Source organism: Angelakisella massiliensis (assembly GCF_900104675.1).
Lineage (GTDB): Bacteria > Bacillota > Clostridia > Oscillospirales > Ruminococcaceae > Angelakisella > Angelakisella massiliensis.
The window spans coordinates 725,032-739,383 of record NZ_LT629945.1 but is presented as its reverse complement, the minus strand read 5'-3'; the positions used below and the strand labels follow the sequence as shown (position 1 = coordinate 739,383).

The 14,352-nt window shown below is 56.2% G+C and carries 12 protein-coding genes; all 12 read left to right on the top strand.

Going from position 1 to position 14,352, the window contains the following annotated elements:
* Window positions 1-5 precede the first annotated feature (5 nt).
* The 12 genes from BQ5383_RS08780 to BQ5383_RS08720 all read left to right on the top strand — a co-directional run bounded on the left by BQ5383_RS08780 (window position 6) and on the right by BQ5383_RS08720 (window position 14,336).
* On the top strand, window positions 6-512 hold the full coding sequence (locus BQ5383_RS08780) for a hypothetical protein (RefSeq protein ID WP_071431194.1): 507 nt from the start codon (window positions 6-8) through the stop codon (window positions 510-512).
* Between the two features lie 260 nt (window positions 513-772).
* The gene (locus BQ5383_RS08775) at window positions 773-2,332 is read left to right on the top strand and encodes an AbgT family transporter (RefSeq protein ID WP_071434968.1); all 1,560 of its coding nucleotides are present in this window, start codon (window positions 773-775) and stop codon (window positions 2,330-2,332) included.
* 96 nt (window positions 2,333-2,428) lie between these two features.
* On the top strand, window positions 2,429-3,370 hold the full coding sequence (arcC, locus tag BQ5383_RS08770; RefSeq protein ID WP_071431192.1) for a carbamate kinase: 942 nt from the start codon (window positions 2,429-2,431) through the stop codon (window positions 3,368-3,370).
* Window positions 3,371-3,389: 19 nt separating this feature from the next.
* Window positions 3,390-4,277, top strand: a complete 888-nt coding sequence (locus tag BQ5383_RS08765; RefSeq protein WP_071431190.1) for an oxamate carbamoyltransferase subunit AllH family protein — start codon at window positions 3,390-3,392, stop codon at window positions 4,275-4,277.
* A gap of 582 nt (window positions 4,278-4,859) precedes the next feature.
* The gene (locus BQ5383_RS08755) at window positions 4,860-5,543 is read left to right on the top strand and encodes a cyclic nucleotide-binding domain-containing protein (protein ID WP_071431186.1); all 684 of its coding nucleotides are present in this window, start codon (window positions 4,860-4,862) and stop codon (window positions 5,541-5,543) included.
* Window positions 5,544-5,885: 342 nt separating this feature from the next.
* Window positions 5,886-6,872, top strand: coding sequence for an ABC transporter ATP-binding protein (locus tag BQ5383_RS08750; RefSeq protein WP_071431184.1), 987 nt, complete (start codon window positions 5,886-5,888; stop codon window positions 6,870-6,872).
* A gap of 13 nt (window positions 6,873-6,885) precedes the next feature.
* Entirely contained in the window at window positions 6,886-7,884 is a 999-nt protein-coding gene (locus BQ5383_RS08745) for an ABC transporter ATP-binding protein (RefSeq protein ID WP_071431181.1), read from the top strand.
* Entirely contained in the window at window positions 7,881-8,846 is a 966-nt protein-coding gene (locus tag BQ5383_RS08740; protein ID WP_071431179.1) for an ABC transporter permease, read from the top strand. Before BQ5383_RS08745 ends, BQ5383_RS08740 begins: the two co-directional genes overlap by 4 nt.
* A gap of 2 nt (window positions 8,847-8,848) precedes the next feature.
* Window positions 8,849-9,691 carry an ABC transporter permease gene (locus tag BQ5383_RS08735; protein ID WP_071431177.1) on the top strand — a complete coding sequence of 281 codons (843 nt, stop codon included), beginning with the start codon at window positions 8,849-8,851 and terminating at the stop codon, window positions 9,689-9,691.
* A 22-nt stretch (window positions 9,692-9,713) separates the two neighbouring features.
* Window positions 9,714-11,330, top strand: coding sequence for an N-acyl-D-amino-acid deacylase family protein (locus BQ5383_RS08730; RefSeq protein ID WP_172724606.1), 1,617 nt, complete (start codon window positions 9,714-9,716; stop codon window positions 11,328-11,330).
* 93 nt (window positions 11,331-11,423) lie between these two features.
* A complete protein-coding gene (locus BQ5383_RS08725; protein WP_071431174.1) occupies window positions 11,424-13,070 on the top strand; it encodes an ABC transporter substrate-binding protein in 1,647 nt (548 codons plus the stop codon).
* A gap of 48 nt (window positions 13,071-13,118) precedes the next feature.
* Window positions 13,119-14,336, top strand: coding sequence for a dipeptidase (locus BQ5383_RS08720; RefSeq protein WP_071431172.1), 1,218 nt, complete (start codon window positions 13,119-13,121; stop codon window positions 14,334-14,336).
* The last annotated feature ends 16 nt before the right edge of the window (window positions 14,337-14,352 follow it).

Here is a 14,352-nt window from a genome sequence, read left to right as displayed (position 1 = left end):
GGGATATGGAACAGAAAAAGAATATTGCCACCATCGAATGGACCAAGATCAAAAGCGGCGCCATCATCATCTTTCTGGCGGCTGTCTTCACCGCCATCGGCAACACCATCCAGACCTATGTGAAATCCGACCTGGAGACGGTGAGCCTGCTCAAGTCCCTGGAGGGCTCCCTGGTGATCTTCGGTGTGGCCATGATCGGCTACATCATCAGCCAGATGCCTTATCTGAAAAAGCTGTCCCCCGTGTTCTGGGTGGGCATCGTGGGTGTGGTGATGTCCACCCCCATCTTCCCCGGCAGCGATTATATCTGCAACGCCAGCAACGTTATCCAGTTCGCCGCCCTGGGAACCCCCACCCTGGCCTATGCCGGCCTGGCGCTGGGCAAGGATCTGCCCATGCTCAAGAAGATGTCCTGGCGGATCATCATTGTAGGCTGCGCAGTTATCCTGGGCACCTTCCTTCTGGCTGCCATCGTCTCCCAGATCACCCTGACCATGGAAGGGGTCATCTGAGCCCTTGGAACAGTTAGGAGTCTCACCCTTTGAAACGGCGGCGGTCATCCGCTGACGAAACATTCCACGATACAATTTGCTGCCGATCCTGTATTTTCCTGCTGCCGGCTGAATGTGGGTGAGTGCGTGTTTTGCGCAATGCCTAAAAATGGTATGAACGGATCTCAGGGAACTCTGCCGCACGGCTCAATCGTGCGGCAGGGTCTCTGTGGTTCACAGCCATTGAATGCTGACGCGAAAGTGGAGGGAATACAATGGGAATGGAACAAAAACAACAGGCCGCAAAAAAAACGCCGGTGCTGGACCGGATGCTGGATTTTATTGAAAGGGCCGGCAACAAGCTGCCCCATCCGGTGACGCTGTTCGTCATCTTTGCCGCTGTGGTGGTGGTGGCCTCTGCCCTGATGAGCGCCGCCGGAACCAGCGTGGTATTGGAGCAGGTGGATAAGGCTACCCAGACTGTCACCGAAAATCATGTGGTGGCCCGCAGCCTGCTGGACGCGGACGGTATCCGCTTTATGTTTGAAAAGGCGGTGACCAACTTCACCGGCTTTGCTCCTGTGGGGGTGGTGCTGGTGGCCATGCTGGGCATCGCCACCGCTGACGGCACCGGACTGCTGAGCGCCAGCCTCCGCAAGCTGCTGGCCAACACCCCTTCCCGGGTGGTGACGGCCATGGTGGTATTCATCGGCGTCATGTCCAACGTGGCTTCCGACTCCGGCTATGTGGTGGTGGTGCCCCTGGGAGCCATGATCTTCCTGGGCCTCAAGCGCCATCCCATGGCGGGCATCGCCGCCGCCTTTTTCGGTGTGGCGGGAGGCTTCAGCGCCAATCTGCTGCTGGGTTCCATTGACCCGCTGCTGGGCAGCTTCAGCACCATGGGCGCGCGGATTCTGGATGCCGGCTATTATGTTTCCCCTGTGGCCAACTACTACTTTATGTTTGGCTCCACCTTTCTCATCACCATCATCGGTACCATTATTACCGAGAAGGTGGCGGAACCACGGCTGGGGAAGTATACCGGGGACGAAACCGCCTCTATGGACCCCCTGACCCCCGCTGAGAACCGGGGCCTGCGGTGGGCGCTGATCGCCCTGATCCTTTCCACCGTGGCAGTGCTGCTGCTGGTGCTGCCGGAAAACGCCCTGCTGCGTAATCAGGAGAACGGACAGATTCTGGGTGATTCTCCCTTCATGACCTCCATCGTCATAATCGTCACCCTGCTGTTCTTCTTCCCCGGGCTTTGCTACGGCATCGGCGCCGGCACCATCCGGGACGACAAGCAGCTGGTCAACATCATCAGCGACATCATGGGTACCATGGGCGGCTATCTGGTGCTCACCTTTGTGGCCTCTCAATTTGTGGCCTATTTCCAGTATTCCAATATTGGTTTGATCCTGGCGGTCAAGGGAGCGGAGCTGCTCCGGGCCACCCATGCCACCGGCCTGACACTGATGGTGATCTTTGTGTTTGTGGCGGCCTTCATCAATCTTTTCATCGGTTCCGCCGTCACCAAATGGAGCGTCATGGCGCCGGTATTTGTGCCCATGTTCATGATGCTGGGCCTTTCCCCCGAGGCCACTCAGCTGGCCTACCGGATCGGAGATTCCGCCACCAACATCATCTCCCCCCTGGAGCCCTTTTTCGCCATCGTGCTGACCATCGCGGCCAAATATGATAAAAAAATGGGTATCGGCACCATGGTCTCCATCATGCTGCCCTATTCCATTACACTGCTGATTCTCTGGACCCTGTTCATGATTGCCTGGGTGCTGCTGGGACTGCCCATCGGCCCTGGCGTTGTCACTTTCCTTTCCTGACCCCTCCACCGGTTCCACGGGGGCGGGAGGAAGGAATGGTTTTTTGAAACAATCCACCTCCAGCCCCCGGCGGAGGAACCGGAAGGAGAACCTACCATGTCTAAAATTGTTATCGCTCTGGGCGGAAACGCCCTGCAAACCAAGAACAGCCCCCCCACAGCTCAGGCGCAGTTGGAGGTGGTCAAGACCACCTGCGACCACATCGCTCAGCTGAGTGCCAAAGGCTATGAGCTGGCCATTGTTCACGGCAACGGCCCCCAGGTGGGACGGATTCTGATGGCCAGTGAAACCGCCCGGGATGTGGTGCCGGTGATGCCCTTCGATGTCTGCGGCGCCATGAGCCAGGGATATATCGGTTACCACATCCAGCAGGCCCTCCGCTACGCCCTGGCCTGCCGCAACAAAAACATTCCGGTGGTCAGCCTGGTGACCCAGGTGGTGGTGGAGCGGAATGATCCCGCATTCCAGAATCCCTCCAAACCCATCGGTACCTTTTATACCAAGGAAGAGGCGGAGAAGCTGTCCTCGGCCATGGGTTATCAGATGATGGAGGATGCCGGACGGGGCTACCGCCGGGTGGTGGCTTCCCCCATGCCCCGCCGCATTGTGGAGATCGACCAGGTCAAGCAGCTGTGGGACCACAGCATCGTCATCACCTGCGGCGGAGGCGGCGTGCCGGTGGTGGAGAACCCGGATGGGACCCTGGAAGGGGTGGCCGCGGTCATTGACAAGGACTTTGCCGCTGAGCTGCTGGCCCAACAGGTGGGAGCGGATGTGCTGATGATCCTCACCGAGGTGGAGAAGGTAGCCATCAACTGGGGCAAGCCCAACCAGCAGAATCTGGACCATATCTCCCTCTACCAGGCGGCACGGTATGTGGAGGAAGGTCATTTTGCTCCCGGCTCCATGCTGCCCAAGATCGAGGCGGCGATGAAGTTTGTCCGGGACAATCCTGACAAAAAGGCCATCATCACCTCCCTGGACAAGGCCATTGAGGCCCTGGAGGGAAAAACGGGTACTGTAGTGACCTTTGCGTAAAATGGAGGAGGAATGAGCAGTGCGGTGCAGGGCGGCGGACCGGGAGCTGATCCATCGGGTGCGTTCCCGGGGAAAGCTGGATTGCAGGGTTGTGGGCGTCTACCGAAAGGCGGCCAATCTCCTGGACCCGGAAGGAAGAATCATTACCGCTGTCCTCCATCGCCCTGAGCCGGTTCCCGGCGGTTTTTCCCTCCTTCTGCCGGAGGAGACGCCATGGCCGGAGAGCCTGAAAACCCTTTGCCTGTGCTGGGAAAGGGAGGAAGCTCCCGGAATCCTTTCCATGGATGAGCACACCCGGGAGGTGGACTTTACTCTCCCCCCGGCGGAGGCGGAAGTCTGTCCCAGGCAGACACAGGTGCTTGCAAACTTTTTGGCGGAGCATTGTCCGCCAGGAGGCATTGCTTCCCTGCTGGAGCAGGGAGGATGGAGCTGTATTCCTCCACGGGAACCGGCTGACGGTGACAGAGGGGGAGAGGTACTGGCAAACTTTCTGGGGCGTTTGTCCGCCGGAACATTGACGCCTGACACGCCCATTCTGGGGCTGGGGATTGGGCTGACTCCCTCTTCCGACGACTTTGTACTGGGGCTGCTGGCGGTTTTCCACCGGTATGGCAATCCCTTGGGGAAAAAGGTGGAGGCCTGTGTCCGGCGGCAGCTGTCCGGTACCACTCCGGTCAGCGCCGAGGTGCTCCGGGGCGGTCTGGAAGGCCGGTATCCCCTTTACATCTCCCGGCTGCTGAAGGAGCTGGAAAGGGGCGAGATATTGCCCCAGGAGGTGCTGGAAGAGTTCCTGGATCATGGACACTCCTCGGGGACGGATATGCTGTATGGTATTTTGTGGGGATTAAAGCTGAACCTTGCCGGTGTGCCATCCCGCCAGAAGGAAAAAACAGACGCAGACACCTGATTTTCCACAAAAAACGCTGCACATCAATCAAAAAGGGTTTCCTGTCCCCTTGGGCGGACGGGAGGCCCTTTTGCGCAATTGTGGAAGAAAAAAGAAAATATCCAAAAGGGCATTATCCTTGGAACACAAATCAAAATGTGGTATAATAAAAAAATATTTCGTCTGTAGAAAAACCTGATTCCAAGAAAAAACAAAATTCAAAATCATAAAAATCAGGACATGCGCCTGATTTTTATACCACGACCCGCGCCCACCGGGGCGCGAAACCGGGGGTATCGCCGCTGGTTTCGCCAGGAACCTGCGGCGTATCCAGGGGGACTGGGTCCCCCTGGAAGCGTGTCGAATTTTTTCGACACGCTTTAAATATTATTTTCAGTTTTCCGGCGGCACAGGAGAATGATTTTTCACCTCTCCGGGTGTGCGGCTTTGGAAAGATCACATTTTCTGTTGGCTGTCTGTGTCTGCCGCACAAGGAAAAGAAGGTTTGTTGTGCTGTGGGCGGACATTTGTTTTTTTCGCTGTGGGGAATGGCGCTGTCCTTCTCCCTGCCGGCGGTTGTGGAAGGATTGGAGGAAGAAGAGAATGGAAGTGATTCGGGACTCCGCGGTGCTGCGTAAATGGATCGACGCCTTTCATCTGCAAGATTATGTATCCGAGGATCTTCTCAAGATCGCAGAGGTTCATATCTATTCCTCCGGAGAATATATCGCCAAGGAGGGAACCCATACTCCATACTTTTATTTTCTGGTTCACGGAGACAGCATCAGTTATTCCTATACCTGTACGGGGCGGATCCACTGTGAATCCTATATGTCCGGCTTCGGTATTTTAGGGCAGGCTGCCGCGTTATGGGAGCAGCCGGCTTTTAACGATGTGCTGGCGCTGACAGAATGCACCTGCATCGCCCTGCGGATGGAGCTGTGCCGCAAGCAGCTGCTGGAGGATGTCAAATTCCTCCGGTTTGTGACCTACTGGATGGCCCAGCATGTACGGGAAAACGCTTTCCGGCATAATCCATTGGAGGTTCGGACAGCAAAGTTTATTCTCCAGGTTGCCCAGGGAGACATCTTCCGCTTCAATCTCTCTCAGTGCGCCGATATCCTGGAAACCAGCTACCGGCATCTTCTTCGGGTGATCAAGCAGATGTGTACGGTGGGCCTTCTGGAACGCAAGGGAAACGGCTATCGTATTTTGAACCGGGAGGAACTGACACGCTTGTCCCAGGGACAGATCCATTTGGCGGGGGAGGAAAAGGAAGATTCCTAAACACTTATAATTAATAAATATAATGATAAATTTTCATCAAAAGTCTTTCGGCTGTATTTAGCCGGAAGGCTTTTGTTTTTTACAAAACACTATGACATATGTCATTGTAGTGGGAAATAAAAACCAATATAATATCAAAAAATAAAAAAAGCGGAATTACTGCTGAAAAAAAACAAAAAATTCAGACTTTTATCAGGTTTGCGATTGCATTTTACGGTTGACTTATAATTGCGTAAGTCAGCTAAATTTTATATGATAACAGTTTATTGGTTGAAATCGCTAAAGAAATTTTCACGCAAAACTGAAAAAATATACATATATATAAGAGGGGGAGATGAGGGCATGGCGGCAGTGGTTGAATTTAAAAATTACAGCATGGGGTTTAAGGACGACGATGGACAGGTGTTCAATCTGTTGGATCAGGTGTCCTTTCAGGTGGTACCGGGAAAAGCCCTGGGAATTGTTGGAGAATCCGGCTGCGGAAAAAGCATGACCAGCCTGTCCATGATGCGTCTGCTGCCGTCGGCGGCGGTAGTCCAGGGAGGGGAGATCCTCTTTGAAGGGAAAAACCTGCTGGCCATGAGTGATGAGGAGATGAGCAAAATCCGGGGCGAAAAGGCCTCCATCATCTTCCAGGAGCCCATGACCGCCCTCAATCCCGTGCTGACCATCGGCAAACAGATCGGCGAAGCCATCCAGCTGCATCATCCTGAGGTGTCCAGAGAGGAGATCCAAAAGCGGGTGATCCAGGCGCTGGAGGAGGTAGGCATCCCCAATCCGGAAACCCGTATCCATCAGTATCCCCATGAGTTTTCCGGCGGTATGCGCCAGCGGGTGATGATCGCCATGGCTATGATCAACCATCCGGCACTGCTCATCGCGGACGAGCCTACCACGGCTTTGGATGTGACGGTTCAGGCGCAGATCCTGGATCTGATGAAACGGCTCAAGGGCACCGGCGGACTGGTGATGGTGACCCATAACCTGGGTGTGGTGGCGGAAATCTGTGAGGAAGTGGTGGTGATGTACGCCGGAAGAGCGGTGGAGAGAGGAACGCTCAAGGAGGTTTTTGATCACCCGCTCCATCCCTATACCAAAGGGCTGATGGCCTCCATCCCCACCATGAGCAGCGGCAAGGAGCCGCTCCACACCATTCCGGGTACGGTTCCCACCGTCTATGACTTTGGTCCGGGCTGCCGTTTCGCCGACCGCTGTGAGCATTGCACGCAGCGCTGCCGCCAGCAGAGCCCCCCGGAGAAGCAGGTGGGGGAAGAACATCTGGTACAGTGCTGGCTGAGCTTTGAGGGGGAAGAAAATGCCGATGCATGAGGAGATGAATCCGATGACAACAGAAGAAAGAGTGCCTGTTTTGCGGGTGGAGCATCTGACCAAGCTGTTCCCCGTCAAAAAAACCAAGCTGCGGGAGCGGCAGAAGTATGTTCATGCTGTGGAGGACGTCTCCTTTGAGGTGTATGAGGGGGAGACCCTGGGTATTGTGGGAGAATCCGGCAGCGGAAAATCCACCCTGGCCCGCACCATTCTGGCGCTGACCAAACCCACCGGCGGAAAGGTGTTTTTTCGGGGACAGGAGATCACCGGATTTCACTGCCGCAACAGAAAACAGCTTCGCAGCCAGCTGCAAATGATCTTTCAGGACCCCTACGCTTCCCTCAACCCCAAAATGAAGGTGGGCCCGGCCATTGCCGAACCCATGCTGGCCCACGGTCTGGCCAAAAACCAGGAGGAGGCCAAAAAGAAGGTGGAGGAGCTGCTGCGGACCATCGGTTTGCAGCCGGAGGTTTACGACCGCTATCCCCACGAATTTTCCGGAGGACAGCGGCAGCGTATCGGCATTGCCCGGGCTCTGGCCACCCAGCCCCAGCTGCTGTTTTGTGATGAATCGGTATCCGCTCTGGACGTTTCGGTACAGGCTCAGATCCTCAATCTCTTCAACACCCTGAAAAAGCAGCGGGACCTGACCTATATTTTTATCGGCCATGACCTGGCTGTGGTGCGGTATATCAGTGACCGGATCCTGGTGATGTATCTGGGCAAGGTGATGGAGATCGTTCCCTACGATCAGCTGATGAGCCCCCATTCCCATCCCTATACCCAGGCGCTGATTTCCGCTGTGCCGGAGCCCACCACCGCCCCCAGAAAGGACCGGATCCTGCTGACAGGAGACGTCCCCAGTCCGGTTGATCCGCCAAAAGGATGCCGCTTCTGTCAGCGGTGCTTCAAGGCCCAGCCGGTATGCTTCCAGCAGGAGCCTGAAATGATACAGGTGGGACCGGACCATTATGTACGCTGCCACTTCGCAAAGGAGGTCGCCCAGCCATGAGCAGATATTTGATCCGTCGTATCCTCCGGGGTTTGCTGACCATTTTCATTTCAGTTTCCCTTACCTTTTTCATTGTCCGGGCCATGCCCTCCGACCCCGTTTCCCTGATGGTCAGCCCGCAGATGACGCCGGAGGCCCAGCAGGCAATGATCGAGGCCTATGGTTTGGATCAGCCCTTGCTTGTGCAGTATGGCAAATTCCTGGTGCAGCTGTTCCAGGGCAATCTGGGCACCAGCTTCAGCAAGCACATTCCCGTAACGGAATATCTCCTTCAGCGCCTGCCCTGGACACTGATGCTCCTTGGAGCGGTGATAGTGCTGGTGCTGGGGATCGGTATCCCGGTGGGTGTGTTCGCCGCCCGCCACAGAGGAAAATGGGGGGACCGGGTGGTCAGCGTAATGGTTACATTGGGCATTTCGGTGTTCATTCCCTTTATCTCCTTTTTGCTTTTGTACCTGTTTGCCTTCCGCTTCAAGGTGATGCCCACCGGCGGCGCCTATACTCCGCCCAAAGGGGAGGGGCTGAGCTATGTGCTGGATGTGGCCAAGCATCTGGTGCTGCCCACTGTGGCCCTGGCTGTCACCAACCTGGCAAACGCTGTGATGTATACCCGCAATGGTATGATCGACGTGCTCCATGAGGATTACATCCGTACCGCCTATTCCAAGGGCAACAACGAAAAACAGGTGATCCTTCATCACGCCCTGAAAAACGCCATGATCCCCACCGTCACCGTCATCGGCCTGCAGATCGGCGTCATGGTGGGAGGCGCGGTGGTAACAGAAACCGTCTTTTCCTGGCCCGGCGTCGGCAGGCTCATCTATGACGCGGTCAACGCCCTGGATTATCCCGTTTTGCAGGGAGCCTTCCTGCTGCTGGCTGTGGCGGTGGTGGTGATGAACCTGATTACAGATCTGGTGGTTGCATGGTTGGATCCCCGGATCAAGCTGGGAGGGAAATAACCATGAAAAAGAGAAAAAGCGGATTCTATTATTTTCTCCACAACCGCAACGGTATGATCGGTCTCTGCGGGGTGATGCTCATCGTTCTCATCGGCTTGATCGGACCCATCCTGATCCCAAAGCCTGAGGGCTACAGCACCGATATTCTTCAGGCTCCCTCCGCCGCCCACTGGCTGGGAACCGACGGCCTGGGACTGGATATCTTTGCCCAGCTGGTGTGGGGCGCCAGAACCTCCCTGTATGTTTCCATCCTGACACTGCTGGTGGCTGCTGTCATCGGTCTGCCTCTGGGCCTGATCTGCGGCTATACCCGGGGCATTCTCAGCGATATCATCGATGCCGTGGTGGATATTTTCCTCACCATCCCCATGCTGCCCCTGACCATTATCATGGCAGCCATCATGGGCTCCAACATCACCAATGTGGCGCTGATTTTGGGTATTTTCTCCTGGCCATCCCTTGCCAGGGTGACGAAAAACAGCACCCTGAAGATCAAGGAGATGCAGTATATTGAAGCTGCCGGCTGCCTGGGGATCGGAAAGGCGAGGATCCTTTTCAAGCATGTGCTCATCAACGCCTCCGGACCGGTATTCGTCAACCTCACCCTTGTGATGGCCTCGGCGGTGCTGTCCGAAGCCAGCCTCAGCTTTCTGGGCCTGGGGGACCCCACCACCTGGAGCTGGGGAACCATCCTCAAGCGGGCCTGGAGCGCCAATGCTGTCATCACCAATCCCAATCCCTGGTGGTGGTGGCTGATGCCCAGCCTGTGCATCGTGGTGTATGTGGTATGTTTCAATCTGTTGGGCACCGCCCTCAACGATACCCTCAATCCCAAGGGACGGTAATCAGATAAAGGAGGAAGCTGTGATGTACGATTTTCTCATTCGCAACGGTATGGTCATAGACGGAACAGGCAGCCCCGCCCGCCAGGCGGATGTAGCCATCCAGGGGGACAAAGTGGTCCGCATCGCCCCCAATATTCAGGAGCCGGCCAGGGACAGCTATGATGCCCGGGGCAAGTATGTGATCCCCGGCCTCATCGATCCCCATGTTCATGAGGAATGGGTCTGCTTTGACGACGGCAGCTACGATTTCTACCTCAAGGAGGGTGTTACCACCCTGGTCAACGGAAATTGCAGCCATTCCATCGTCCCCGGCCACAAGAAGGATCAGCTGGATTATTATCTGGGCAATGGCCTCATCAGCCTCAAGCAGTATGACCGCTATATGGAAATCTGGCCCGATTGGTATGATTTCGAGGGATATGCCAAAGCGGTGGAGCAGGTGGGAACCAACTGCAACTTTGTTACCCTCCTGGGCCACGGCAGCATCCGCCAGTATGTGATGCACGGCGCCTGGCCCAGAAAGCCTGATGAACTGGAGCAAAGCCAGATCGAACGGATTATCCGCCACAACATGGAGCAGGGGATGTTCGGCATCTCCTTTGGTCTGGACTATGTTCCCAGCCGGTATGCGGACCTGGATGAGATCTGCCAGGTGGTGGAGCTGATCAAGGGCTACGACGGCGTCTCCGCGGCGCACCTGCGCCATCAGATCGGCATCTACGAGTCCACCCTGGAGTTTCTGGAAGTAGGCCGCCGCACCGGGGCCAAGATTCAGATCTCCCATCTGGCAAGCTCGGTGCCCGAGGCCTTTGAAGCGGCAAGGAAGGCCATCGAGGAAGAACACATCCGCGCCAGAATCGACACCATCCCCAACAGTGTGGGCCACTGCACCGGCAAGGAACGGATGCTGCTGTTCACCATGGCGCTGTCGGACGAGCTGTTCAGCCAGAGGATCGAAGGTGTGAAGAAGGCCCTCCACACTCCTGAGGGCAGAGCGCTGATTCTCAAGGACAACTACACCATGGAGGGCTCCAAGGACAAGATCTACATTGTTCATTCCGATGATCCTCATCTGGAAAACCGCTCCGTCCGGGATATCGCCCAGGAGCGGGGCGTGGATGAAAACGAGTGCATGCTGGACCTGATGGGAGACGACAACAACTATGTTTTCTGGCTCAATGCTCCCGCGGCCAACGTTCCCTCCAAGTTTATTGACCACTGCGATTCCATCATCGCCAATCCCTATGTTTCGGTGGGCAGCGACACTATTATGGGGGATATCTATGATCCCTTCGACTGGTATGAGATTCGCCGCAGAGGCGGTTTTGCCATCTTCGCCAATATGTATCTGAAAAAGGGCGTGCCCTATGAGGAGATTGTCCGCCGCAACACCACCATGGTGGCGGAGCATTTCGGCATCCAGAAGCGGGGCCGCCTGGAAGAAGGCTGCTATGCTGACGTGGCGGTCATCGACCTGCCCAATTACAAGTATCCTGAAATGAGCCAGGAGCAGTACAAGACCCCCCGCCTTGCCGCCACCGGATGCGATCTGGTGCTGGTCAACGGCCAGGTGGAGCTGCGGGACGGCCAGGTGCTGCGTACCTATGCCGGACGGGTGCTGAGAAAAAATCAGCAGTAAAGACAGTTTGGTTCCCTGATGGCGGCGCTGTCAGGATCGAGCATGGACGGCAGCGATGCCGGCCCATTTATAACAGAAGGGAGAACTTTGAAGATGAAGTACAAAAGAGTATTATCCGCTCTGCTGGCAGTAGCGATGGGTGTTTCCATGGCTGCCTGCGGCGGCAGCAGCGAAAGCGGCAGTACATCGGCCTCCTCTGCCGTCTCCACCTCTCAGGAGGCATCCGCCCCCGGGGTGGGAGGAACCTTGACGGTGGGTCTCAACGCCAATCCCGTCAGCTCCAACATCTGGGTGCAGAACGACCTGAACTCCAGTGTAATTATGAACCTGGTCTGCCCCAATCTGGTGACCATGGATGAAACCGGCAATAAGTACGGCTACCTGGCGGAGGCCACCTCCAACGAGGACTGCACCCAATGGACCATAACCCTCAAGGACCTTTATTGGAACGACGGCACCCCTGTTACCGCTGAGGATGTGGCCTTCAGCACCACCTATGGTGTGGAGCACCAGATCGGCTTCTTTGACAGCTACTATGGCCATGTGGCTTCCACCGAGGTTGTGGATGACAAGACTGTCATCTTCAACCTGGAGTCTGCCGACGTCAACTTCTTCAACGGCGGTTTCTACTGGATTCCCATTATGCGCAAGAGCGAGTTTGAATCGGTCACCGATCCCCTCAACTACATCTACAGCGGCGCCGGTTACGGTCCCTATTATGTGGATGAGTGGGTGGACGGCCAGTATGTCTCCCTCAAGCGCAATCCCTACTTTACTCAGGCCAACGACGGCCAGGGCGCTTATCTGGACAACATTCTCTTCCGGGTGTATACCGATGAGAACGCCATGGTCCTGGCCCTGGAGAACGGTGAGATCGATGTCTGCGCCAACTATATTTCCGCCAACAGCCAGACCCAGCTGGCCGCCAATGAGAAATATCTGCTGACCACTGTGGACGGCCTGGGCTATGGACAGTTGAGCTATTCCCAGACCAATGCGCTGCTTCAGGATGTGAATATGCGTCAGGCCATCTCCATGTGCATTGACCGTGAAGCCCTTGTGGCGGTGGGCATGAACGGTGAGGCCACTGCCATGTATACCCCCATCAGCCCCGTATATCAGGATTTTGTCGCTTCCAACATCCAGCAGCCCGCCTTTGATACCGCGGCCGCCAAGAGCCTGCTGGAATCCAACGGATACGCCGACACCGACGGTGACGGAATTCTGGAAAGCGCCGACGGCACCAAGGCATCCTTTACTGTCAGCTATAAGACCTCCATCCAGAATGTGGACAATGTGATGGAAATCCTCCGCACCGGAGCGGCCCAGGCGGGTATCGAGCTGAAGCTGGAGCCTTTGGACGCTTCCACCTATTCCGCCAAGGTCACCAACGGCCAGACCTTTGATATCTCCTACAGCATCTGGGGCACCATCGACGATGTTGACACCACCCTGTACACCTGCTACGGCATCGGCCAGACCCTCAACTTCATGCAGTACAACAACGAAGAAATGGACAACCTGCTCATCGCCATGAAATCTGAACCCGACCGGGCCAAGCGCATTGAGATGCTGGATCAGTGGCAGCAGCTGTGGGTGGACAATATGCCCAGCGCCATGACCTATGTTCCCAAACAGACCTATGTGGCCAATACGGAGAAATTTGCCGGCTTCAGCGCGGTGCTGGGTAACTGCGGCTATCTCAACTGCGCCCAGGCTATAGGTATTTACGCCAAATAAACATCCCCAGCCGGAGCCTTCCGGGGGACGAAAAGGAGAATGATCGCCATGGAATTCAAACAAAAACCCGCTTATAAGGGCTATCAGCCCTACAGCTATCTGGTAAAAGGCAAGGATTATCCCGATATTGATTGGCAGGACTGGGATTGGGCAGGCCGCCATGTTCTGGAACTGAGCGAGGAGCAGGAGGCCATGTATCGTGAGATTCTGGCCAAGTATCCTGTCATCTCCCTCCACGACCACCCCACCTTCTATCCCAGAGATATGAGCACCCTGAACAAAATTTATGACTCCATGCGTCAGGGCCGTCAGTTCTGCGCCTACGAAGCGCTGGCCTATTCCAATCTGGACTGCGTGTTCGACAACATGATGGACGGTGTCAACATCATCTCCAGCCCCGGCGGCTGGAAGTGGATCGACATCATCCATGACCTGGGCATGCGCCTGTGCGACATTGCCCATCAGGATTTCCTGGTGCAGTGCAGAACGGTGGACGATATTCTGGCGGCCAAGGCGGCGGGAAAGATCGCCTGGGCCCCCTGCATCGAGGGCGCGGCCTGCATCGAGAATGAGGTGGACCGCATCGACATCCTTTACGGCCTGGGTGTCCGGCTGCTGGGCGTCACTTACTCTGAAAGCAACGCTCTGGGCAACGGCCTCAAGGAGGACAACGACGGTGGCCTGACCAAGTTCGGCAAGGCCTGTGTGGAGCGGATGAACCAGGTGGGAATGCTCATCGATGTTTCTCACTGCGGCCAGAAAACCGCTTATGACGCTGTCATGCACAGCAAAAAGCCCATCATCGCCACCCACCTGGGAGCCAAAGGGGTATGGAACATCAAGAGAATGGCCAGCGATGAGCTGATCAAGGCCATCGCCCAGAAGGGCGGTGTGGTTGCCATTGAGGCCGCGCCTCACACCACCATGAGCCAGACCCGCATGACCCATGATATCGACAGTGTCATGGAGCACTTTGAGTATGTCAAGAACATGGTGGGCATCGATCATGTCAGCTTCGGTGTGGACTGCCTCTACGGCGACCATGTGGGGGTCCATCACGCCTTCGCGGCGGCCCTCTCCACCGGCGACACCGCCAAGTCCACCCTTCCCTATGAAGAGGTGCCCTTCGTCAAGTACCTGGAAAATCCCACCGAGGCATCCTGGAACATCCCCCGCTGGCTCATCAAGCACGGCTACAGCGAGGAGGAGATCGCCAAGGTCATCGGCGGAAACGCCATCCGTGTGCTCCGGGAGGTTTGGGCCTGAGACAATGACCAGGCGC